This window comes from Megasphaera micronuciformis F0359, from assembly GCF_000165735.1.
GTDB classification, from domain to species: Bacteria; Bacillota; Negativicutes; order Veillonellales; family Megasphaeraceae; genus Megasphaera; species Megasphaera micronuciformis.
Genome location: NZ_GL538209.1, coordinates 16,039 through 40,056, shown reverse-complemented (window position 1 = coordinate 40,056; position 24,018 = coordinate 16,039). Strand labels below are relative to the sequence as shown.

General features: G+C 44.9%; 20 protein-coding genes and 3 tRNA genes. 8 read left to right on the top strand and 15 right to left on the bottom strand.

Features of this window, described 5'->3' with window-relative positions; translation table 11 throughout:
• The first annotated feature begins 92 nt into the window (after window positions 1-92).
• The 3 genes from HMPREF9429_RS08150 (at window position 93) to ychF (ending at window position 3,652) form a co-directional block, all read left to right on the top strand.
• Window positions 93-1,325: an LL-diaminopimelate aminotransferase gene (locus HMPREF9429_RS08150; RefSeq protein ID WP_006943035.1), complete on the top strand. Its 1,233-nt coding sequence runs from the start codon at window positions 93-95 to the stop codon at window positions 1,323-1,325.
• An 86-nt stretch (window positions 1,326-1,411) separates the two neighbouring features.
• Complete coding sequence (locus HMPREF9429_RS08145) at window positions 1,412-2,386, top strand: diaminopimelate dehydrogenase (RefSeq protein WP_006943034.1); 975 nt, start codon at window positions 1,412-1,414, stop codon at window positions 2,384-2,386.
• A gap of 159 nt (window positions 2,387-2,545) precedes the next feature.
• Complete coding sequence (gene ychF, locus HMPREF9429_RS08140) at window positions 2,546-3,652, top strand: redox-regulated ATPase YchF (protein WP_040774488.1); 1,107 nt, start codon at window positions 2,546-2,548, stop codon at window positions 3,650-3,652.
• A gap of 50 nt (window positions 3,653-3,702) precedes the next feature.
• Here the strand turns inward: ychF and HMPREF9429_RS08135 are convergent, their stop codons facing one another.
• The 4 genes from HMPREF9429_RS08135 to HMPREF9429_RS09400 form a co-directional block, all read right to left on the bottom strand.
• Window positions 3,703-5,241 (bottom strand): nitrite/sulfite reductase, encoded by a 1,539-nt coding sequence (locus HMPREF9429_RS08135; RefSeq protein WP_006943032.1) that lies wholly within the window; start codon window positions 5,239-5,241, stop codon window positions 3,703-3,705.
• 145 nt (window positions 5,242-5,386) lie between these two features.
• A complete protein-coding gene (locus tag HMPREF9429_RS08130) occupies window positions 5,387-5,929 on the bottom strand; it encodes a TlpA family protein disulfide reductase (protein WP_006943031.1) in 543 nt (180 codons plus the stop codon).
• Window positions 5,922-6,767 (bottom strand): 4Fe-4S binding protein, encoded by an 846-nt coding sequence (locus HMPREF9429_RS08125; RefSeq protein WP_006943030.1) that lies wholly within the window; start codon window positions 6,765-6,767, stop codon window positions 5,922-5,924. The genes HMPREF9429_RS08130 and HMPREF9429_RS08125 overlap by 8 nt, the downstream gene beginning before the upstream one ends.
• Complete coding sequence (locus HMPREF9429_RS09400; protein WP_006943029.1) at window positions 6,760-6,891, bottom strand: CD1871A family CXXC motif-containing protein; 132 nt, start codon at window positions 6,889-6,891, stop codon at window positions 6,760-6,762. The genes HMPREF9429_RS08125 and HMPREF9429_RS09400 overlap by 8 nt, the downstream gene beginning before the upstream one ends.
• A gap of 170 nt (window positions 6,892-7,061) precedes the next feature.
• Here HMPREF9429_RS09400 and HMPREF9429_RS08120 point away from each other — a divergent pair, with 170 nt between their 5' ends.
• Complete coding sequence (locus HMPREF9429_RS08120; protein ID WP_006943028.1) at window positions 7,062-7,913, top strand: aldo/keto reductase; 852 nt, start codon at window positions 7,062-7,064, stop codon at window positions 7,911-7,913.
• 18 nt (window positions 7,914-7,931) lie between these two features.
• The gene (locus HMPREF9429_RS08115) at window positions 7,932-8,735 is read left to right on the top strand and encodes a leucine-rich repeat domain-containing protein (protein WP_006943027.1); all 804 of its coding nucleotides are present in this window, start codon (window positions 7,932-7,934) and stop codon (window positions 8,733-8,735) included.
• A 408-nt stretch (window positions 8,736-9,143) separates the two neighbouring features.
• On the opposite strand, the gene HMPREF9429_RS08110 is transcribed toward HMPREF9429_RS08115, so the two are convergent.
• Entirely contained in the window at window positions 9,144-9,359 is a 216-nt protein-coding gene (locus tag HMPREF9429_RS08110; RefSeq protein ID WP_006943026.1) for a type II toxin-antitoxin system RelB/DinJ family antitoxin, read from the bottom strand.
• The gene (locus tag HMPREF9429_RS08105; protein ID WP_006943025.1) at window positions 9,360-10,388 is read right to left on the bottom strand and encodes a nicotinate-nucleotide--dimethylbenzimidazole phosphoribosyltransferase; all 1,029 of its coding nucleotides are present in this window, start codon (window positions 10,386-10,388) and stop codon (window positions 9,360-9,362) included.
• A 344-nt stretch (window positions 10,389-10,732) separates the two neighbouring features.
• Here HMPREF9429_RS08105 and HMPREF9429_RS08100 point away from each other — a divergent pair, with 344 nt between their 5' ends.
• A complete protein-coding gene (locus HMPREF9429_RS08100; protein WP_040774486.1) occupies window positions 10,733-11,767 on the top strand; it encodes a LacI family DNA-binding transcriptional regulator in 1,035 nt (344 codons plus the stop codon).
• A gap of 77 nt (window positions 11,768-11,844) precedes the next feature.
• Here the strand turns inward: HMPREF9429_RS08100 and HMPREF9429_RS08095 are convergent, their stop codons facing one another.
• Window positions 11,845-12,291: a universal stress protein gene (locus tag HMPREF9429_RS08095; RefSeq protein WP_006943023.1), complete on the bottom strand. Its 447-nt coding sequence runs from the start codon at window positions 12,289-12,291 to the stop codon at window positions 11,845-11,847.
• A gap of 197 nt (window positions 12,292-12,488) precedes the next feature.
• On the opposite strand from HMPREF9429_RS08095, the gene HMPREF9429_RS08090 reads away from it, so the two are divergent.
• On the top strand, window positions 12,489-13,931 hold the full coding sequence (locus HMPREF9429_RS08090) for a sodium:proton antiporter (RefSeq protein ID WP_006943022.1): 1,443 nt from the start codon (window positions 12,489-12,491) through the stop codon (window positions 13,929-13,931).
• Window positions 13,932-13,983: 52 nt separating this feature from the next.
• Here HMPREF9429_RS08090 and HMPREF9429_RS08085 read toward each other — a convergent pair whose 3' ends face one another.
• The 7 genes from HMPREF9429_RS08085 to speE all read right to left on the bottom strand — a co-directional run bounded on the left by HMPREF9429_RS08085 (window position 13,984) and on the right by speE (window position 18,740).
• Window positions 13,984-15,486, bottom strand: a complete 1,503-nt coding sequence (locus HMPREF9429_RS08085; RefSeq protein ID WP_006943020.1) for a polyamine aminopropyltransferase — start codon at window positions 15,484-15,486, stop codon at window positions 13,984-13,986.
• Window positions 15,486-15,917: a DUF350 domain-containing protein gene (locus HMPREF9429_RS08080; RefSeq protein WP_006943018.1), complete on the bottom strand. Its 432-nt coding sequence runs from the start codon at window positions 15,915-15,917 to the stop codon at window positions 15,486-15,488. Before HMPREF9429_RS08080 ends, HMPREF9429_RS08085 begins: the two co-directional genes overlap by 1 nt.
• A 38-nt stretch (window positions 15,918-15,955) precedes the next feature.
• Entirely contained in the window at window positions 15,956-17,140 is a 1,185-nt protein-coding gene (locus tag HMPREF9429_RS08075) for a DUF4178 domain-containing protein (protein ID WP_006943017.1), read from the bottom strand.
• A gap of 206 nt (window positions 17,141-17,346) precedes the next feature.
• Window positions 17,347-17,422 (bottom strand) — tRNA-Lys (locus tag HMPREF9429_RS08070).
• Window positions 17,423-17,427: 5 nt separating this feature from the next.
• Window positions 17,428-17,502: transfer RNA gene (locus tag HMPREF9429_RS08065), tRNA-Gln, on the bottom strand.
• Between the two features lies 1 nt (window position 17,503).
• Window positions 17,504-17,579, bottom strand: a tRNA-His gene (locus tag HMPREF9429_RS08060).
• Window positions 17,580-17,891: 312 nt separating this feature from the next.
• On the bottom strand, window positions 17,892-18,740 hold the full coding sequence (speE, locus tag HMPREF9429_RS08055; RefSeq protein WP_006943016.1) for a polyamine aminopropyltransferase: 849 nt from the start codon (window positions 18,738-18,740) through the stop codon (window positions 17,892-17,894).
• A gap of 216 nt (window positions 18,741-18,956) precedes the next feature.
• On the opposite strand from speE, the gene HMPREF9429_RS08050 reads away from it, so the two are divergent.
• The gene (locus HMPREF9429_RS08050) at window positions 18,957-23,264 is read left to right on the top strand and encodes a 2-hydroxyacyl-CoA dehydratase (protein WP_006943015.1); all 4,308 of its coding nucleotides are present in this window, start codon (window positions 18,957-18,959) and stop codon (window positions 23,262-23,264) included.
• A 53-nt stretch (window positions 23,265-23,317) separates the two neighbouring features.
• Here HMPREF9429_RS08050 and HMPREF9429_RS08045 read toward each other — a convergent pair whose 3' ends face one another.
• Window positions 23,318-23,992 (bottom strand): metal-dependent hydrolase, encoded by a 675-nt coding sequence (locus HMPREF9429_RS08045; RefSeq protein WP_156780743.1) that lies wholly within the window; start codon window positions 23,990-23,992, stop codon window positions 23,318-23,320.
• Window positions 23,993-24,018: the final 26 nt, after the last annotated feature.

Genomic DNA, 24,018 nt, shown 5'->3' with positions numbered 1-24,018 from the left:
TATGATTTTTCCGCCTTTTCAACAAAAAAGGGGTATAGTAGAATAAAATATCATTTTATATAAAATGAATAAATCTTCTTAAGGAGGCCCTTATGGCTCACGTAAACGAAAACTACAACAAACTTCCCGGGAATTATTTATTCCAAACAATTGCCAAGAAGGTTGCCGACTATGAAAAGAAAACTGACAGACAAGTAATCCGTCTCGGTATCGGTGACGTCACAAAACCTCTGGCACCCGCTATTATTGAAGCACTCCACAAAGCAGTTGACGACATGGCAACTGCCGAAACATTTCACGGCTACGGCCCCGAACAGGGGTATGATTTTCTCCGTCATGCCATCATTAAGGGCGATTATGAAACCCGCGGAGTAAGCCTTGATACGGACGAAGTTTTTATCGGTGACGGAGCCAAAACAGATGTAGCCTGCATTCAGGAAATTTTTGGCCACAATCTTACCTTTGCAATTGCCGACCCTGTATATCCCGTATACCTCGACTCTAATGTTATGTTCGGCCATACAGGAGCCTTTAATGAAAAAACGGGGCGTTACGACGGCGTCGTCTACTTACCCTGCACGCCGGAAAACGGCTTTAAAGCTACCCCGCCTACTGAACCTGTCGACATCGTTTACCTGTGCAATCCCAGCAATCCGACGGGCACAGCCATGTCGCGTGAGGATTTGCAGGAATGGGTGGATTACGCTCATCGCAATAAGGTCATCTTGATCTATGACTCGGCCTATGAGGCTTATATTACGGAAAACGACGTTCCCCACAGTATTTTCGAAATAGACGGGGCCAAAGAGGTGGCCATCGAACTACGTTCTTTTTCGAAAAATGCAGGCTTTACAGGCACTCGTTGTTCCTACGTAGTCGTACCTAAAGCCTGTGTCGCTTATACTCACGACGGCATTAAAACCCCTCTAAACCCCATGTGGAATCGTCGCCAATGCACCTTCTTCAACGGTACGCCGTATATCATTCAACGTGCTGCCGAAGCATACTACTCCGAAGAAGGTCAAAAGCAATGCCGTGCAGATATAGCCTATTACATGGAAAACGCCCGTATCATTCGCGACGGTTTAACAGATGCGGGATATACTGTTTACGGAGCTCTCAACTCTCCTTATGCCTGGGTACAAACGCCTAAAGGCATGAAAAGTTGGGACTTCTTCGACCTGCTTTTGGAACAAGCCGGTGTTGTCACCACTCCCGGTAGCGGTTTCGGTCCGCACGGAGAAGGATATATGAGGCTTACGGCATTCGGTTCAAGAGAAAATACGGTTGAGGCTGTGGATAGAATTAAAAAATTAAGGTTTTAAGCAAAAATACATACACAACAAACGACGAATGTGATACAATAAAAACCGATTTATAGAAGTAAAGGTATTTATACAGGAGGCACGACATGGACAAAATTCGCATCGGTATTGTCGGTTATGGAAACTTGGGTCGCGGCGCGGAAGCATCCGTAAAATTACAGCCGGACATGGAACTGATAGGCGTTTTTTCTCGCCGTAAGGGTATTAAAACAGTAAGCGGCGTACCGGCTTATACAATGGATGAAATGCTTAATTTCAAGGGTAAAATCGACGTCATGATTCTGTGCGGCGGTTCTGCAACGGACTTAATTGAACAAACCCCGGCAGTAGCTGCCCACTTCACATGTATTGACAGCTTTGATACGCATCCGCGTATTACGGAACACTTCAATAATGTAGATAAGGCCGCTAAAGCCGCCGGTACAGCAGCTCTCATTTCCTGCGGTTGGGACCCGGGCATGTTCTCATTGCAACGTGTTTTTGCAGAAGCTATTTTACCGCAAGGTAAGTCTTATACATTCTGGGGGCGTGGAGTAAGCCAAGGTCATTCCGACGCCATTCGCCGTATTGACGGCGTCGTAGACGCCCGTCAATATACAGTTCCTAAGGATAAATACTTAAATGCTATCCGCAACGGTGAAATGCCGGAAGTTACGGGTCAAGAAGCCCACTTAAGAGACTGCTACGTCGTAGCTGCCGAAGGGGCTGACAAAGCTCGCATTGAAAATGAAATCAAAACAATGAAGAACTATTTCGTCGGTTATGAAACGGTCGTTCACTTCATTTCTCAAGAAGAACTCGATCGCGATCACAAGGGCATTCCCCACGGCGGTTTTGTTTTACGCAGCGGCGAAAGCACTCCGGGTACGAAACATGTTGTAGAATATCGCTTGCAACTCGACAGCAATCCTGAATTTACAGGTTCCGTATTAACCGCATATGCACGTGGTTTAAACCGGTTAGCAAAACATAAGGCTACGGGGGCGTTTACGGTATTTGATATTCCGCCTGCATGGATTTCCGTTCACTCAGACGAAGAATTACGCGCACATTCCTTATAAAATAAAAAAGAACCGCAACCCTATAACTTAAACGGTTGCGGTTCTTTTTTACTCCTAAAAAGTGCCAAGTGCGGATCTCATCACAAGGCCCCGTTTTATGGTATAATGTGTATTTGAACTGATAATTTTGATTATATATTAACGATTAAAGGTGATATGATGAGTACAAATCTTGAAGTCGGTATTGTCGGCTTACCGAATGTCGGAAAAAGCACGCTGTTCAATGCCATAACCAAAGCCGGTGCCGAAGCGGCAAACTATCCGTTCTGCACTATCGAACCAAATGTCGGGGTCGTAGAAGTTCCCGATAAGCGCATTTCCGTCCTTACGGATATGTATCATCCTAAAAGCGTCGTCCCGGCAGTTATGCGTTTCGTCGATATTGCAGGCCTTGTTGCAGGTGCCTCCAAGGGCGAAGGTCTGGGGAATAAATTTCTCAGCCACATTCGCGAAACCGATGCCATTGCTGAAGTAGTCCGTTGTTTTGAGGACGAAAACATAACCCATGTCTCCGGGTCCGTAGACCCGTTGCGCGATATTGATATTATTAACACTGAACTATGCCTTGCCGACTTGGAAACAACTCAAAAACGTGCAGACAGACTGAATAAAATTGCCAAAAGCGGCGACAAGGCTGCCAAAGCCGAATTGACAGTCCTCGAGAAAGTGCTCGCCTGCCTGGAAAACGGTGAAGGCGCCCGCAAGGCACAGCTGACAAAAGATGAGTTGCCCTTACTCAAAGAATTGAATTTATTGACCCTTAAACCCATTTTATATATTTGTAACGTAGCGGAAGATGAAGCCGCCACAGCTACGGAAAATCCGCTCGTACAGAAGGTGACGGAATTCGCTGCCGCCGAAGGTTCCCAAGTCGTTGCCGTATCGGCAAAAATAGAATCGGAAATCGCCGAACTTCCCGATGATGAAGCGGCTATGTTCCTGGAAGAGCTCGGTCTTCCCGAAGCGGGGCTTACAAAGTTAATCCATGCCAGCTATGCACTCTTGGGCTTAATTAACTTCTTCACGGCCGGTGCCGATGAAGTCCGCGCTTGGACGATTGTCAAGGGAACGCGGGCACAAAAAGCGGCAGGTAAAATTCATACGGATATTGAACGCGGTTTCATTCGTGCGGAAATTGTATCATACGACGATCTCATTGCCTGCGGTAGCGAATTAGCCGCTAAAGAAAAAGGACTCGTCCGCTTGGAAGGAAAAGATTATCCTATGCAAGACGGCGATGTCACCTATTTCAGATTTAATGTTTAAGATATAAAGAAAACAATCCCTTGGCTTATATAGCCAAGGGATTGTTTTCTTTATACATATTTATCGATCAACTGTTGAAATTCATCAGCATGCTCAACTTGCCAAGCTGCAAAGGTACTTTTTGTCGCTTCAATGGACTTGCCCAGATCGACTATAAATTGGGGGATATCGATAGCTGATAATACACCTCGCTCTTTCCCTAATTTCTCTTTACCTAAGTCTTCGGACCCACCGGTAAACAAGACAAAGGCCGGAACTGTTTCCCCGTTTACTCGTTTAGCACCTCCCATAAATCCCATACTTGCCAACTCATGAGTACCGCAAGAATTGGGACACCCTGAAATATACAGACGCGGCAAGACGCCTTCTGCAAAATGATACGGTTCGACTGCCGACAGTATATCCCGCAGAAGGCCGGCCGAATCACGCAACCCGATTTGACAGATTGTGCAACCTACGCAAGAAACAGACTTTTCAAACGATGTGCGAGCCGTGTGATTTTCAATGATCCCGGCAATTGTTTTGGCTTCACGAGCCGTTAAATTTGTAACATATGCAGTTTCCTCGGCACCGAGGCGCAATTGTGCCCCGTTTATGTCAATAATCGCGGAAATCAACTCCGTAAATTCGTCAATCGTCGGCGTTCCGCCTTGGGGATGATATTCCACATAATAGAGACCTTCTTGCTTTTGACGGTGTACACAGGGATGGATTATATCTCCGCTACAACCGTTTTTCTCCACTTCTTTTTCCTTCGACTTCACCGTAAGGTCGAGAGAACTTGCCTTCTCCAGATATGTATGAAAGAGTTTTCTGAATTCATCCGCACCGAGAGTAGTTTGGAAATAGCGGGTGCGATTACGAGCCCTGTTTTTATAATCTCCCGTTTCCGAGAAAAGCATGTACATAGCATGAATATAATAAAGTACGCGTTCTCGACAGACTCCGCTTTCGATTAAAACTCCCAAACGGGGATTCGGCCCCAAGCCTCCGGCGGCATATACATCGAACAACCCGTCAGGTCGTCCGACAAATCCAAGATCGCGAACTGTCGTATGCGGAGCATTGGTACCCGTATTATTAAAGGATACCTTTAATTTACGCGGCAACCCGACTACGCCGATAAAACTCAACAAATAGTCGGCCGCCGCTTTAACCAATTCCGTAATATCGAAGTATTCCAAAGGGTCGACCCCGCGTAAAGCAGGTGCCGTAATATTACGGGGAAAATCAGACCCGGCTCCTCGAGTTAATATGCCTTGTTCATAACACTCCTTCATCAAACCGAGTATTTGATTTTCCTTGAGATGATGAAATTGTACAGATTGACATGTTGTAAAATGAACAAATTTCAAATTATATTTTTTTATCGCTTCACGGAGTTGTATAAGGTCCTCTCGTTCCAGGATACCGCCTGTAAAACGTAGGCGAATCATGGTCGTTTCACCGCCACGTTCTCCATAGCACCCGAAACCGCCGGAAATTCCTTTGTATTCTGCCGGCTTCAATTCTTTAGCATAAAACTTACGCGTTGCATCATAAAATGTCGGTAAGTCGGCTTTAAAATGCTCCGTCCATCTTTTGTTCATAACAAGCACTCCCCCTTCACTTATGCGGCATGATAAAAATAAAGATCTTTATCATGCCGGTCGTAACACAAAGCAATGACGAGGTAAGCATAAGCTCCCTCGTCATTCCTTTATTTTTTAATATATACCTTTACTGGTATAAAGGCTATTTCTTCGATATAGAATTGAGGAATTCTTCCAATTCCTTTTCATCCATCGAGCCGACCCTCATGTTTACAATGATTCCCCTCGTATCTACGAGAACGGACATCGGTATTCCCGAAATGCGATAGTCACGGCTCACCTTTTGAATATTCGGCTGATACATGGGAATCGTATATTTTCCGTCACGCCAAAAGGCAACGCCGTCATCTTTTTTCTGGTCCATATTCACGGCAATAAATTGAATTTCCTGTTTATGTGCATCATAAGCCTTTTGTATGTCCGGCATTTCTCCGACACACGGCGGGCACCACGATGCCCAGAAGTTAATAAAAACAGGGCCTTGTGCGTATAGTTGAGAAAGTTTTACGCTCTTTCCGTCAGCAGCCGGCAAATCTATATCAGGTGCAGGCGCTCCGATTTTTAAATCCGCTACCGCTTCCGCTTGAGCCGTCTGTTGTTGGGCCTCGGCCTTTTGATTACCGCACGCCGTAAGTGAGACAACACATAAAGCGGCTGCCAATACAATCATATATTTTTTAAACATTATCTCTCTCCTCAACCTTTCTCATTATAAGTTTTCTCTTGTACACTGCATGGACAGGGCAAACATCCACGCATTCACCGCAAGAAATACATTCTTTATCTCCTGCCAGCGTCACATCCGATTTGCAAACAGCTGCACAGCGTCCGCAGTGAATACATTTGTTCTTATCCACTGCAATTCCCGTCAACGCATACCGATTAAAGAATCCGTATATGGCTCCCAAGGGACATATGAAACGGCAAAAAGGACGAAAAACGAAAGTCGACATCAGCAAAATACTCCCGGCCAACAATCCTTTCCATACCGTTAAGCTTCCGGCAGCGGAGCGCAAGCCTTCATTGACAACAAATAAGGGTAGCGCACCTTCTACTGTACCGGCCGGACAGATATATTTGCAAAACAAAGGCTCTCCCAACCCGATAACGGCAAATGACATAAGGGGACCAAAAAAAACCAGGCCCAGAAAAGCATATTTTACTTTCGTCAATTGTCTCGTAATCTTTGATTTTCTTATTTTTCTGCAAGGTACACAATCCAATAAATCCTGAAGTAACCCGAAGGGACATAAATAGCCGCAAACGACGCGGCCAAATAACACTCCGAAAAGGGCGATAAAGCCCAACACATAGAACGGAATCCGCGGAATAAACCCGCTAAGCGAACTTTGTAATGCACCTATCGGACATCCGCCGACCGCCCCGGGGCAGGAGTAACAGTTTAAACCCGGTACGCACAGTGCCTTAGTATCTCCGTTATAGATAGTACCGTCCCTGAATCCCTTCCAGTTGGCATTTGTAAGAAAAGCACTGATACCTTGAATAATTCTGCGACTAACCAAGACCGATACACTCCAAGCAAATCATTGAGCCCTTTTGCCAGACAGCCTGATCCTCACCTCGACTTAGCCCTAAAGCCAATAAAGCGGCTGCTACGAGAAGGAGAACCATTCTTTTTTTTAACATGTGCCGCCTCCTTTTTCCTATTATACCATCAGTTATTATAAGGATACCATACTAAAAGATTTTAAATCCATACAAATTCGACAGTCATATCTTTTCACCCATAAGCTTTCAGGATTAATATATAATATATAAGACAGTATGTATAGTAATCATCCGGGAGGGTAAGGACCATGAAAAATACGATCACATTAACCAGCCGATATGAAATACCGCTTCTTGGATTCGGTACCTATAAGCTGACCGACCCGAAAGCGGACGAAGCGGCAATTGTCACGGCAATTCATTCCGGATACAGGCTGCTTGATACGGCTCAAGCTTACAAAAACGAAGAAATCGTCGGAAATGCCGTAAAATACTGCGGCATAGCACGAGAAGATCTATTTTTAACCACCAAGATCTGGTTCACCCGCTTTTCCGACGGTAACTGTCGTAAAAGTCTGGAAGAGTCCTTGAAAAAGCTCTCAACAGATTATCTCGACTTGGTGCTTCTTCACTGGCCATACAACGATGTATACAGAGCGTGGCGTGACTTGGAACAGGCCGTTTCCGACGGTCTCGTGCGTTCCATCGGAGTATCCAACTTCATGCCCAGCCAACTTATAGACCTGATTCATTTCAATACCCTGTGCCCGACAGTCAATCAAATTGAGACCCATTTATACTGCCAATATTCGGAGCTTCAAAAGGTAATGAAAAAATACGGAGTCATCCATCAAGCCTATTCTCCCTTCGGCAGAAATAGAGATACGTCTATGTATAAAGAACCGGCTGTCACCATACCGGCTGAAAAGTACGGAAAAACACCCCACCAAATTGCCTTGCGCTTTTTAGTGCAACAAGGTATTTCGGTCTTGCCGAAATCGTCTCACCCTGACCGCATTGCCGCCAACGCGGATATTTTCAACTTTTCCTTAACGGATGTTGAAATGAAAGCCTTGGAAGCCCTTGATAGGAATAAGATTCTTGTCGGTAACAGTCAGGACGGCGCCTACACGGAAAATATGCTCACCAGAACCTTATAAACCCAAGGGGGTGCTGAAATGTCGGTACTGACTGAAAAACAAATAAAATACGGCTTCAATTATTATCATAACGATGACGCCCATCCTAAATCCGTAGTTACGGTGTCTGAATATACAGGTGAAAAAGAACTGGTTATTAATTGTACCCAGCTGGAGGATACTTATTCGTCACGAGACAAAAAGCGAATTCTCAGAGAATGGTGCGAATTTCTGCTAGAAAACCCTGATGCTTTCAGTAAACTCGTATTCTGTACAAGGATGCCCCAAGAGTTGTTTGATGCAGTATGTTGCCAACGTAAACTGACAGACCTGCACATTAAATGGGGCGTATATCCGGATATATCAAAATTAGAACACTTACAGTCCTTAAAGTATCTGCATCTGGGATCCGGCAGAAGTGTTTCCTCTATCAATCCGATTGCAAAACTGAAAAATCTGGTTGCCCTATCAATTGAAAATTTCCAAAAAATTGAAGATTATAGCGCACTGTCCGCACTGAAACATCTGGAAAGTCTTTCTCTGGAAGGTGATTTCGCAGCCCCTAGAAATTTACGACTTCAATCCTTGAGCTTCTTACGACACATGCCCCGTTTACGTTCCTTCAGTTTGTTGACCGCACGCGTACTGGACAAGGATTACAGCCCCCTTTTAGAACTTATAGAGCTCGAAAGTCTGACTTTGAAATCTTGCAAAGAGGTGAAGGATTTGTATCCTCAATTAATAGCCCTGCCTAAATTGAAGTACGGTACGCTGGTAACTCGCCCTTATTTATACAATGACAGCGTGCCAATCACACACACCCCGAACACTTCACCGAATTAATGCCTTTGAAGGAGATTCTACTATAGATGTGTAATATACAATCAAGTAAAGATTTTTCTCAACTATACTTTTAATTTATATAGTCCTGTCGACTCTGCAAGAGTCATTTGGGTTGATTGGCATAAAAAGGTACTGATCATCCGAAAAGAGCAATGGCAAATTAATTTAGATCAATAGATGAAGGGCAAGAAAGACGGCAAACAGACTAAAAACGCATTTATGTCAAAGCACGGAGCATGATGACAACACAGAAATCATACGAGCAGATTATCCCTGCCCTATCGGCCGTCGGGTTACAGTTTACAAAAACTGATGCACTTGTAGGCAGCGGTATAACTTAACGATATCTCCATCTAAAAAGAGCTGTAAGAAAATGCGGTTTTCCGCACATACTTACAGCTCCTTTTATTAAAACGCATCCCATTCGGCAAAACGCTCATTCATACGCCGTCTTTTCACTTTTTTATTTTCATCTTTTCGTTCTTCCTCAACGGGAAAGGTCAGTTTCCCCGTCGCTGCCGTCCGTTTATAAAACAGGGCCACCGCTTCTTCTTCCGTAAGACCCGCCTTTTGAAAAACCTCGACAGCCGCATCCTTTATTTGTTGTTCAACCTGTATTTCCACTTACACTCCCCCCTTACGACGCCTCTTGGCATTCTTGTTCACTTCGTCAAGAGTTCCCATATGGCCTATGGCATACATCAGGGATTGCATAAGCGATACGGCCAATACGGCTCCCGTTCCTTCTCCTAAAGAAAAACCGCAATGTAAAGGGATTTCAGATTCATCCATGTCGATAATACGCAGAGCCAATGTCATCCCCGCTTCTCGTGACAGGTGCGATAAGAGGGCATAATCCCTCACGTCATCACGTATTTTAACAGCACAAACCAAGGCCACAGCCGTAATGAACCCGTCTACATAAAAAGGAATTCTTCGCTCCGCACAAGCCAACATAGCCCCTGTAATCGCCGCTAAATCGAAGCCTCCGACGTACCGCAATACATCGATAGGTCCAAACATAAGACTGCCGTATTGTTCCATGGCTTCGGAAATAAGTTCTTCTTTATGCCTCAACAGGCGATAATTGCCCTTAGCCGACCCGTATCCGGCAATTAAAGACGCATAATCAGGTGCCAGAGCCGTCAGTACAGCTGCCGATGTCGTCGTGTTTCCGATGCCCATTTCCCCGAAGGAAAGTAAATTATATCCCATATGAGCCGCAAAGCTGACCCGTTCCCGTCCGACTTCTACAGCCCGTTTTACTTCCGCTTCCGTCATAGCCGGTTCTACGGAGAAATTCCGCGTCCCTTGCCGGATTTTATAATTCAATCCCACTGCATCGGGAGAATCAATCCCCACATCGACGACTTCATAAGGAATTCGATTGTAATCACAAAAACAGGAGATAGCCGCCAGTCCGTCTACCATATTACGAGTCTGTAAATATGTAATTTCCGGCAGTTGCACAGCCGCTCCGGACCAGACTACACCATTATCGGCGGCGAAAATAATGTGCTTGGGCCTAAGGTCCGGTTCTGTCTTCTGCCAAGCCAAAAATATCTTTTTTGCTTGCTGCTCCAATAGCCCGAGACTTCCCGGAGGTTTCGCTAAATTCCGCAGTTTCTCTTCTACTTCTTCTTTAAAAGTCATGGCAACGCTCTTTCTTTATTAAAGTGAATGCATAATCTATCTTTATTTTCTCATTTTTATATTATATCAATCACCTTTTACAGACTCAACAGGTATATAAAATATGATGTAATTCATGAACTTCTATACATTTGTAGTTAAGTATACCACAGGTTTTTATCAATATTTTTACAGCTTCTTTTCATTCAACGCTTATAATTAAGTCCCGCCCCTTATTGAATGCGGTTCTCCTTATCGTTACCGTTCCGGAGACATATGAAATCAGGCTTATGCAGAATAATCAATTATAATTGAAAACTATGTATTTATATGGCAGAATAATAATAAAGAAGGTGACTCAAATTATGCCGACAATAAAAGATATTGCCAAAGCAGCCGATGTTTCCATTGCTACCGTCTCAATTGTACTGAACGGTAAGGGCAAAGAAAGGAAAATTTCCGGCGAAACACAAAAACGAATTCTTGAAATTGCCCACAAAATGAATTATGTCCCCAATCAATCGGCCAAAAAGTTGCGGGTCACCGGCGGTGATTCATACTCAGTCGCCTTTTATTGGGCTACGGACTTCCGTATCAATTATCTGGCCCGTATTACACTCGGCTTGCAACGAGAAATCATGAAGTACGACAAGCCGATCCATTTAACAGTTGTTCCGTACAAGGTCGATGAATTACAAAAACAACTGGAAGTAGAGCAGAACCGCTTCTTCAACGGCATTATTATTGCCAATATGTCCGAAAAAGATATGGAATACTTGGAAAATTCCGACTTCCCTTGCCCCATTGTCCTCTTTAATCGTACCTCCGAAAAATACGGGTGTGTGACCATGGACAACTATGAAATCGGTCGCAGCGTAGGACGACACTTGTTAAATAAAGGCTGCATTCACCCGGGCGTTTTGACTCACGATACTTCATTTCCCATTATGCGTATGTGGATGGACGGCTTTTTGGAAGTATTCGCTCAAGCAGGCTATCCCGTATCGGATGACGACATCTTTCTTTGTGACCAATCACTGGCAGATGCCGTTAAAGTCTGCAAAGAGCTGATTCACCGTGACCGAATGCCGCAAGCCCTGTTTTGTGAATCCGACGTATTGGCCCACGGGGTTCTTTACGGTTGTCATAACGAAGGCATTTCCATTCCTCACGATTTGGAAGTTTTTACCGTCGGTATTACCATGCCGGAAATAAATGACTTCTCCATTCCGTCTTTATCTCGCATCGATATTCCTATGGGAAAAATCGGCGAAGAATGCATGAAGATGATCATCGATTTAATCGAAAAAAAACGTACTCTACCTCTTGTTACTTATATTGAAGGAGAAAAAATTATTGCCGATTCGTCTCCTGAAAACCGAAGTTTTCAACCTCTATAACCGATTCTCTACAAAACGAAACAGCGGAAAGTCGCATAAACGGCTTTCCGCTGTTTTTATCAGAATTTCGCTATAAACTATTTCACAATCATGACAGGGCATGCCGCATGAGTAACAACAAAACTGCTGACGGACCCCATAAACAAACCTTTGAGGGGCCCTAAGCCACGACTTCCCATAACAATTAAATCGGCATTATTCTTCTTAGCTACCGAAAGAATAGCCGGTCCGGGCGAGCCGACTTCGAAGGCTTCCCCCACCGTTACCGAATCGGGAATGTTCGCCGTAACGGCATCCAGAATCTTCTTTCCTTCTTCTTCCATATCTAAGGCTACCTGCTCGGTTACATAACCGCTGGCATTAGGAATCTGATCGAAATTGGAAATAACGGATACGATGTTGGCTACGTATACCAATGTTAAGGACGCTCCTACGGTAGAGGCGATTGTAACAGCATGTTCAACTGCGCGCTTCGAGTTATCCGAACCGTCGACGGGAACAACAATTGTTCTATAATCTTTCATATTAGACCCCTCCTATGAATTCTACTTGTATTATAACAATTCGCCGTCAAAAACAAAATTCCTTCTTTTATTTTTAAAATTATAATTTTAGTCTCTATGCCCTATATGCAAAAATAGTACATTTTCATATAATATTATGATACAATATTTTAGAAGATATTAAAATAAAACTTATTTTTTATGGAAAGGCGGTTCTTATGAACAGGTTTTTAAAATTTCTTTTATCATTGTCAACCGTCGCAATGACAACCATCTTGCCTATTGCGGCTAATGACGGGCACGAGGCGGTTGCCGCCGTACTGCCGGCGTGGAGTGTTATTCCTTTTATCGGTATGCTCTTGTCTATCGCTGTCATCCCGTTAACACACCCCCATTGGTGGGAAAAGAATATGCATGTGGCGGCAGGCATCTGGTCTCTCGTTTTTATCGTTCCTTTTGCTTTTGCCTACGGTTTCAGCGAAGCCTGGTTCCGTCTCCTTGAATCCATGCTCCTCGACTACGTGCCGTTTATCGTACTGCTTTTCGGGCTCTTTGTGGCTGCCAGCGGCATTGCCGTAAGAGGCACCTTGCCGGGAACGCCGAAGGTTAATATGCTCATTCTCTTCATCGGTACGATGTTAGCCAGCTGGATCGGTACTACCGGTGCGGCTATGGTCATGATTCGTCCGTTAATTCGTGCCAACAAGTGGAGAAAGAAAGCGGCTCATGTTATCGTCTTCTTCATCTTCCTCGTAGCCAATATCGGCGGCTGTCTTACCCCTCTCGGCGATCCGCCTCTTTTCATGGGGTTCCAACGCGGAGTCCCCTTCACCTGGACCTTCCATTTGGCACCCTTTTTACTACTGAACATGATTATCCTATTTGCAGCCTTCTACTTTATTGACAGCTACTTCTGTAAAAAAGAGTTGGCCGAAGGCCGTTCCCCCTTGGACGAACTGTCTGAATCCGAAAAGGAACCCATCCGGATTGAAGGGCTGCATAATCTCATCTTTATTGGCATGATTATCGTCGGAGTTATTGCCAACGGTCTTTTACCGAAGGAATTCGCCTTCTTTGCCGATAATGCGGGAATTCCCGTATACGATGAAATCGTCTTTCCCTATGCTACCATAGTGGAAATCATCATTATTTTAGTAGCAGCTTTTCTTTCCCTGAAGACGACGAAAGAGTCGATCCACGAATTGAACGAGTTCTCTCACGCACCAATCATTGAAGTAGCAACCCTATTCTTGGGGATTTTTATCACCATGATTCCGGCGCTCATTTTCTTAAAGGTTCACGGTGCCCAATTGGGTATTCACGACCCGTGGCAGCTCTTCTGGGCCACAGGGTTCCTTTCGTCCTTTTTGGACAATACGCCTACCTACTTGGTCTTCTTACAGACAGCCGGTGCTATCGGCTCGACGACGGGCATTCACACATCCGTCGGCACTGTTTCACAAATCATGCTGGAAGCCATCTCGGCCGGTGCCGTGTTCATGGGCGCCAACACCTATATCGGCAATGCCCCCAACTTTATGGTTAAGTCCATTGCTGAAGAAAACGGCATTAAAATGCCCAGCTTCTTCGGTTATATGGGTTGGTCTATAGCTATCCTCATTCCCACCTTCATTATCGACATGGTCGTATTCTTCTTATAAGCAAATACTCAACTTTAAAAAGCGAGGAATCTCAATTCCTCGCTTTTATTTTCTATCGCCACTTATGAACGGCATCCATATAATAATCCAGTATAACAGGCCGCGTAACAGCGTTTATTTCTACATCACCGGCTATTTCATCTTTTCCGAAAACAAACATTTTATTCATAACGTCATCCGTTAAGAAGCGTGTATTTACGGCTCGAACGGGATGAATAATTGCCAAAGAGTGTTTGCTAGCCAAATTGAATCCCCAATCACCGAAAGACGGTACTTGTAAATGATAAGGGTAGACATAAAAACCTTCCGATTCAAGAGTTTTATGAATACTCCAAAACGTCTTAGTCGCATAATAGGGACTCGTCGATTGCACCACCATAACACCGTTTTCCCCCAGGGCCTTGTAGCAAAGGCGATAAAAGATGTTGCTGTACAACTTGACAAGAGTCGCATTATTGGGGTCCGGTAAGTCTATGACAATGACATCGTATATATGATTCGTCTGTTCCAAAAACTTAAGGGCATCATCATTAATAATCGTAACCCGCGGATCCGTTAAAGAGTGTTCATTAAGCTTCGTCAAGACGGGGTTGGTAGAAGCCAAGTCGGTTATAGCCTTATCCAAGTCTACCAACGTAATCTCTACGCCTTCATACTTTAAAAGCTCGCGAGCTGCCAAGCCGTCTCCGCCTCCGAGTATCAAAACACGTTGCGGATTTTGTACCTGTGCCATAGGCACATGAATCAACGCTTCATGATATCGGTATTCATCGCTCGAGGAAAACTGTAAATTTCCATCAATAAACAGCCGCACATCATCTTTATGACGAGTAACGACAATTTTTTGGTACTCCGTCTGCGTGGAAAAAATAATGGTATCGCGATACAAGCCGCCTTCAACATATTTGGAAATATTCCCTGCAAAAGCCACGCCTGTAAACAACCCGATCGTCAGCATGATGACAACAGCCCGCCAAATCCGACGCAATCTCAATTTTCGATAATGGGCTCCAATGACGATTCCCGCCGCAGCCACATTCAAAACCCCACACAAAAAAGCCGTCGCCAAATACCCTAAATGCGGCAAAAATAAAAGAGGAAAGACGACGGAACCGGCCAATCCGCCCATATAGTCAAAGGCAAATACAGATGACAGGGTATGTCGTAAGTCTCCCCGCTCCACTTCCAAAATTCGTGCCAACAAGGGAATTTCCATACCTACAAGTATGCCGATTCCGATAATAAAGGCATACATCACGACCTGATAGGCTTCCAAGTACAAATTAGCCAAAAAAATAAAGGTCGCACTAAGTCCTCCTATAATACCGATAATCACCTCAATACCGATAAACCAGTCATATAAATTACGGCGAATATATTTACTGATATAAGATCCGAACCCCAGGGCCGCCATATAAAGACCGATGGTAACGGAATACTGCCACACCGTATCACCGGATATGTATGAACTGATAGCGCCTATGATCAATTCATAGCACAGAGAACACCCTGATACGATAAAAGCTGTAAGCAGCAACAGGCGTTCCGACTTCATCACTGAATGGCCCCGGCTACGACAAGTGCCAAGCCTACAAAAATACCGAAGGTAACAATACCTGCCGCTACATTACCGCTCATAATTTCTTTAGACAAGGAATACTTACGCTGAAAGGCACTGATAAAGAAAAAGCCCATAAGGAAAACGGCTATTCCTATGACGGCATAAATAAGACTGAACATAATGCCGTGTAAAAGAAATTCTTCTACTTCTGCCGCTGTCGGTGATTGAATGGCTGTCCGAACAATCTCTCCCATGCCGATAAACGAACCGGCACAGACCCAGGCAACAGCACTATTCCCTTTTTTTATTTCCGTCGGAAAATCACCGGGAATAAACTGATCGATAATCATATTCCCGACAATCATCAAAATAATTCCCAAGAAGGAGAATATCAATACATTCACAATATCCGCAATATAAGGCATAAGTTCCTCCCGTATACATAGAAATATTTCCTAACTTTTTATTTTCCCACACTCGTACCGCCATGGGATCCGGTCCGACTGCTCACGCTGTTTCGACGCACGCTGGATGCATATTGATTGTACGGCGAATAAGTGGTATGCGATGATCCCGGTGTGTAAGCGGCGTATGAAGACGTTCCTCCGTAACGCCCGCGATCTCGGTCATATCCATTACGCCAGTAAGCATAGCGATAAAAACCGTATGAATGGGTGGTACTGTGATAGCCGCCGTCATCCGTGTTGTTGTAAGCCGCTTCCCGACTTTCAACGCGAAGCAATACCGTCCCTTCCGTCGATATATATACGGTAATAAACTCGTTATCCGTCAAAATCGTTACAGTCTGTGTGGGAACACCGGTCGTTCGCACCAAATCCGTCAATTCCTCATCAGCTTGGCTATCCATATTTTCCAGTGCCGTATCGCCGTCTTGAGTAACTTCCGAAACCTTACCGTCTACGCCCTTAATGATATCCTGTACAGTCGCATCCAAATCTTTGTCGGACTGATAAATATCGGACTTAGTATTATTGGCATCCGTGACGGAAGTGACATATGTATAAGTCCCCGGCTTATCCTTTACATATTCGGCTACCGTATAAGGATATCCGAAGAAGTCCCGTATATCGTGTCGCATAGAATAACCCATATACAAAAGAATACAAATCCCTACGACGAAAAACAAGAATACACCGGTCTTAATAAGGCGTCTACGGAGCATTTGGCGTTTAATAAAGTCGGTTAACTCCGCATTTTCCTCAATTCGCACAACCTTTTCATCTATATACCGGCCGCGCGAATATTCCGTGCAATCTTCCCACTTTTCTATAGAAAAGAACATCCCTTTATTATTCCGGTAGTTTTTATAATCGGCTTCGTCGCCGCGTTCTACATCATCGGACCCGTATATATCCCAAACGTCGGTAACACGCTCCCTACCACTGTCAACAAGACGCATGCCGGCGGGAATTATGCCTGTTGAAACAACTCGCGACAACTGATACTCGCGATTTTCGTACCCACGACTGCCGTCATCCTTCCTGAGCCAATATTCCGTATCGGTACGATGTTCTATGAGGAGATGCTCAACCCATGAGTAGCCCTCCTTATTTTCATATGCAATTGTCCCTAAAACCGTATATAAATCGTTTTCGATACGCAGTGTATCGCCGTATTTAAAGTTCATGTCACACTCGCAATCGGAAAAATTTTATATTTATTGTTTCTCTTACGAACGTCTACCGATATAGTCAAACACCCTTTTCAAAATCATCTTACACTAACCCTTCAGCCTTTTCAATACACCCGTTCTTACTGCCTTGAATTCCGTCACAATCCTTGTTTACAACGAAAAAGTCGGACGACCGAGGTGACCTCGTTCGTCCGACTTATTGGTGATCCACCCGAGATTCGAACTCGGGACACCCTGATTAAAAGTCAGGTGCTCTACCGACTGAGCTAGTGGATCATACTTGGCAGGGGTAGCTGGATTCGAACCAGCGCATAGCGGAGTCAAAGTCCGGTGCCTTACCACTTGGCTATACCCCTATGGGGCGAGTAAAGGGGATCGAACCCTTGAATAACGGAGCCACAATCCGCCGTGTTAACCACTTCACCATACCCGCCATATAGAGTCCTCGACATAATCGATGACGCTAATAATCTTACCATGACGTCCCCTCAAAGTCAAGCCTTCTGGCGAAGACTGCGGGGTTGCCGTCTACTGCGTGGCTTACAGGTCGCCTGTAAGCGTGTCCCGGAATGCAAAGCTGCAAGCGGTGCATAAATGGCTGACCCGAACTACCCTTCTCTCGCATTCCATGAATACCGGTCACCGGACGAAGTTGAATACCTCCCCTTTCTGCCTTCTATCGTTTTTATATTGAGCCGCATACATAAAAAAAAGAGCTGTTATAAAACAGCTCTTTTTTTACCGATCACTCATGTTTTTCGCCGTAAAGCAACTCTTTTACGAAGTTCGGTAATACAAAGGCACTTTTTTGAATGCCTTCATTATAGTATTTCGTTTCAAAAGTCTGCTTCCGATTGGATTCCCATGTTAAAGGGTCATATTTTTTCGAACCCATGGTAAAGCAGTGCATACCCGTAGGGTAGAGGGGTATGAAAGCCGTATATAGGCGCGTAATCGGGAAAATGGCACCTACGGCATCAAATACTTCACGTACTAATTTACGATGCATAAACGGAGACTCTGTCTGCTGCACGAAAATGCCGTCATCCTTCAAAGCCTTATACGTGTCCTTATAAAAATCGTACGTAAACAAGCCTTCTCCGGGACCGACCGGGTCGGAGCAGTCTACAATAATAACGTCGTAGAAATTTTCCGCTTCTTTCATAAAAGCAATTCCGTCTCCTACTTTAACCGTCAGCTTGGGATTGTTTTCCAAAATAGCTGCCGAAATCTTGGGGAAATATTTTTTCGACAGTTCAATCACCTTACCGTCAATATCTACCATCGTCACCCGTTCCACTTCCGGATGACGTACGGCTTCTCTTGCGGCCCCCCCGTCCCCGCCGCCGATGATCAATACATTTTTAGGAGAAGGATGCAGAAAAAGGGGGATGTGTGTAATATTTTCATGATACGTAAATTCATCTTTGTCCGACGTTTGAAAAACACCGTCCAACATCAACATTCTTCCGTACTCTTTACTATCGGCTACAACAATATCCTGGAAATCAGACTTGCCTTCAAAAAGAATATCCGTCACTTCGGCCCGTAAATCCAAATACGGGGACTGATGTTCCGTTATATAATTTTTCATAAAAAGCCTCCGTCTCTTAACATTATGCCTTTTTATTTTAACATACTTCTATACTCTCGAACAGGATATACTAAATTGGGAATTGTTACAAAACACTTGTGTTTTTAAGCTTTCTATTTCCATGCATGTGGTATAATGATATATAGACCATAAGCCTAATTTATACTATTATTGTATTCTTTATGGTCCGATTCAAATTTATTACAGGAGATTTTCATGAAAGACTTATTGCACATCGGCATTGATATCGGGTCTACTACCGTTAAAATTGCCGTCTTAAATAACGTAAAGCAGTGTCTTCACGCCTGTTACGTACGTCACTATACAGACATTCGACAAAAAGTGCTTGACCTGTTGGAAAACGCCTATGAAGTTTTCGGAGATCGGCAAATTTCTATTGCCATGACCGGTTCCGGCGGTATGGCCTTGGCTGACCACTTGCACATTCCTTTTATTCAGGAAGTCATTGCCGGTACGAAATCCGTTCGCACCTATCATCCGCAGGCGGATGTCATTATTGAATTAGGCGGCGAAGATGCTAAAATCACGTATCTCACAGGCGGTAACGAACACCGCATGAACGGGGCCTGCGCCGGCGGTACCGGTGCTTTTATTGATCAAATGGCAACGCTTTTACACACTGATGCGGCGGGATTAAATGAAATGGCGGAGCATTCAGATACGCTTTATCCTATTGCCGCACGTTGCGGCGTTTTCGCTAAAACGGACGTTCAGGCTCTGCTGAATGAAGGAGCCAGCAAGGAAAATATTGCCGCTTCCGTTTTCCAATCCATTGTTTTACAAACCATTACGGGCCTTGCCTGCGGCAGACCTATTAAGGGTTCCGTATGCTTTCTCGGCGGTCCGCTGACCTTTTTGCCCCGCCTTCGCAAACAATTTGCCGACACCTTGGAATTAACACCCGAAGAAGTTATTGCTCCGGAAAATGCCCAGGTATATGTAGCTATCGGAGCGGCCTTGGGCAGCTTCGAAGAAAAGCCACAGTCCTTTCAGTCTCTGATGGCCCGCATCCGACAGGTAGATGATTCATCGTTACCGAAAACGGACCGTATTGACCGTCTCTTCACCTCGCGTGAAGAATTGGAAGCCTTCCGCGCTCGTCATGCTCAGGCCTGTGTTCCTTTCGGTGATTTATCGACCTATACGGGTCCCTGCTATATCGGCCTCGATGCGGGTTCTACGACGATTAAAGCTGTCGTTATCGGCGAAACGGGCGAGATTCTTTATTCTCACTATCAGAATAATGAAGGCAGTCCTTTAGAAGCTGCAAAATCTATCATTAAAGATATTTATAACCGACTGCCCGAAGGCGCTTTCATTGCCAAATCGGGTATTACGGGATATGGGGAGTTTCTTTTAAAAGAAGCACTCCGTATTGATTTGGGCGAAGTGGAAACCATTGCCCATTATCAAGCTGCCGCTCATTTTTGCCCCGACGTGGACTTCATTTTGGACATTGGCGGCCAGGATATGAAATGTTGCCGTTTGAAAGACGGCCATATCGAAGATATCCTTTTAAACGAAGCTTGCTCTGCCGGTTGCGGTTCCTTCCTGGATACGTTTGCCAAGTCCTTGAACAAGTCGATTCAAGAATTTTCCGAAGCAGCTTTACTGGCGGAAGAACCCATCGATTTGGGTTCTCGTTGTACAGTCTTCATGAACTCCAAGGTAAAACAGGCACAAAAAGAGGGGTCCACCATGGCCGATATTTCAGCCGGCCTGTCCTACTCCATTATAAAAAATGCACTCTACAAGGTTATTAAAGTAAAAGACCCTTCAAAACTGGGAAAACACATTGTCGTTCAAGGCGGCACCTTCTACAACGACGCCGTATTACGTGCTTTTGAACAACTTTTGGGTCGCCGGGTCATTCGTCCCGCAATTGCCGGCCTCATGGGTGCATACGGCATGGGTCTCATTTGTCGTCAAGCGTATCAGGAAGATGCAGCACCTTCTACTCTATTGGATGTAGCGGGTATTGATTCTCTTCGTATTGATACGACAATTCGCCATTGCGGCTTATGTACCAATAATTGCCTGCTTACAGTCAATACCTTTAACGACGGTCGTTCCTTTATTACCGGTAACCGCTGTGAACGCGGTGCTGCCGGTTCTTCGGCCAAAAAGGTAAAACACTTGCCTGATTTATACAAGGTAAAATACAACCGCCTTTTTGCACATTACAAGCCCGTAAAAGGAGCGCCTCGCGGCACCGTGGGAATTCCGCGGGTCCTGAACATGTATGAAGATTACCCTTTCTGGTTTACCTTCTTTACACACCTAGGCTATGAAGTCGTCTTATCCGACCAGTCCACTAAGGAGCTCTTCCAGAAAGCGATGGATACAATTCCGTCAGACTCGGCATGTTATCCGGCTAAATTGGTTCACGGCCATATTGAAAACTTGTTGGAAAAGAAGGTGGATCGCATCTTCTACCCCTGCATCCAACACGGACCGGCCGAAGGCAGTAAGGATAACAACTTCAATTGTCCCATGGTCATGTCTTATCCTGAAGTAATTAAGCACAATATGGACGAACGTCTGGCAATTACACAGACCCCTTTTATCAGTCCGTTCCTACCTTTGCACGACAAAAAACGAATTATAACCAGACTGTCAGAGGAACTAAAATCTTGGGGTCTGTCTGGCCATGATATCAAAAAAGCTGCCCACGCAGCTTGGGATGAGGAAGAGAAGTTCAAGTCCGACTATTACGAATTAACCAAAAAGACAGTGGAAAAACTGGAAAAAGACGGGGACAGAGCCATCGTCTTGAGTGGGCGTCCTTATCATCTGGATCCGGAAATCAACCACGGCATCCCCGAACTCATTAACAGTCTCGGTCTTGCCGTCCTTACAGAAGACGGCGTGGCTCCCTTGGGGTCTGCACCCGATTCGTTGCGCGTTGTCGACCAATGGTCCTACCACTCTCGTTTGTATAGGGCCGCCCAATATGTAGCGGAACATAAAAACCTGGAGCTAGTAGAACTTAACTCTTTCGGTTGCGGCTTGGATTCTATCGTTGCCGATCAGGTACAGGAAATTCTGGCAAACGCCAACAAAATCCACACGTTGTTAAAAATCGACGAGGGTTCCAATCTCGGAGCCATTCGCATTCGCTTGCGTTCCTTGTTATTCGTCATGAATCACCGCAAAATGACTCGAGTAGAACACACCAAGCCTTATTCGTATCATAAGGCTGTTTTTACAAAGGAAGACAAGAAAACGCATACTATCTTGGCCCCTGAAATGACACCTATTCATTTCCCTCTATTCAAAGCAGCCTTTGCACACGAAGGCTACAAGATGGAACTCTTGCCCCACCAGGGTCAAGAAGCTATCGATACGGGACTTTCCTTCATTCATAATGATGCCTGCTATCCGGCCATCATGTCTCTCGGCCAGATAATGACCGCCTTGAGATCGGGAAAATACGACTTGAACCGCACATCGGTCATTATTTCCCAAACAGGCGGTTGCTGCCGTGCTACCAACTATATCGGTATGTTGAGAAAGGCTTTAGCCGACGCAAATATGCCCCAGATTCCTATCATTTCATTAAATACGAAAGGATTAAACGAACAGCCGGGCTTTAAACCGTCTCTCGGTTTCTGGCATAGACTTTTACAGGGTGTTATTTACGGCGATACATTGCAACAAGTATTGTATCGCACGCGGCCGTACGAAAAGGTACGCGGGGCAGCCGAAAGTCTCTTTAAAAAATGGCAGGAAAAGCTGGCCGTCGATTTGAACAAGGCGGACAGAAGTACGTTCGTAAAAAATATCCGTCAAATTGTTGCGGACTTTGACAGTCTCCCCATTTGGGAGGATATTAAAAAACCCCGCATCGGTATTGTCGGAGAAATTTACGTTAAGTTCCATCCTATAGCTAATAACCAGATCATTAAACTCATTGAGGAAGAAGGCGGAGAAATAGTCACTTCCGGTTTAGCCGACTTTTTCTACTACGGTCTATTGGATAACAATTTCCGACACAAATATTTGTCCGGCTCATTCTGGTCCGCCTTGGGCGGCAAAGCGGCAATCAAGCTTCTCGATTGGTATCGTAAGCCTTATGCTGAAGCCGTCGCTGCCAGCAAACGTTTCGACCCCGTTACCTCTATTTACGAAATTGCCGACGAAGCTAAAGAATACCTGTCTCTCGGCCACGTAGCCGGCGAAGGCTGGTTCCTTACAGGCGATATGATTGATCTTATCCACAGGGGTGCTAAAAATGTCGTTTGCCTGCAACCTTGGGCTTGTCTTCCCAATCATGTAACAGGTAAGGGTATGATTAAGACCTTGAAATCGGCTTTCCCCGAAACGAATATTGTAGCTATCGACTACGATCCCAGTGCCAGTGCAGTCAATCAGACAAACCGATTGAAACTCATGTTAACAACAACCTTTGAGAGCATTCGCCAACCGTCAGCTGCAGCTGAGGAAAAACCGGTATTGCCCTTTATACCCGGAGTCCACATTAACGGTTCTTTAAACAAATAAGGTATAAGTAAAACGGCTCATCTTTTTAAGATGAGCCGTTTTATCATACTCCGTTATAATATTATTTTCATTCCCGGTTTTACATGCAACCCTTCCTGCCCGTATTCCTTGTATAAACGATCAGCAAATTCCAGGGGATCGCTCTCAATAATCGGCCATGTCCCGTAATGAACGGGAATCGTAACAGAGGCTTTAACATAGGATGCGGCCAATAAGGCATCGTCCATTCCCATGGTAAATCGGTCGCCTATAGGTAAAAGAGCATAGTCAATAGGCCCGAATCGATTCAATAGACCCATGTCACTGAAAAAAGCCGTATCACCTGCATAATATATATTTTTTCCAAAAAAATTAATGAGAGCTCCTGCCGCATGACCTCCGGCTACGCCGGAGCCGTGAAAAGCCGGGACAAGGCGTATGCAGCCGAAAGGATAATCCGCCTTTCCGCCTAAGTGCAAGTAATCGCTCCGTAGCCCGTCTTTTTCAGCCAACTCTTTAACTACTTCCGGTGTCGAAATAAATAAAGCATCGTTAGCCTTACCGATACATCCGCTATCACCGTAGTGGTCGTCATGACCGTGACTGACGAAGATATAATCACAGCGAATATCATCTGCCTGTGCTATCTGCCAAGTATTTCCTGTAAAGAAAGGATCGACAACCAGAGCCGTTTTTCCCGCTTTCAGCATAAACGTCGAATGACCGTAATATGTTAACTCTACCATAATATGTACCTCGTTGGGCTATAAACCCG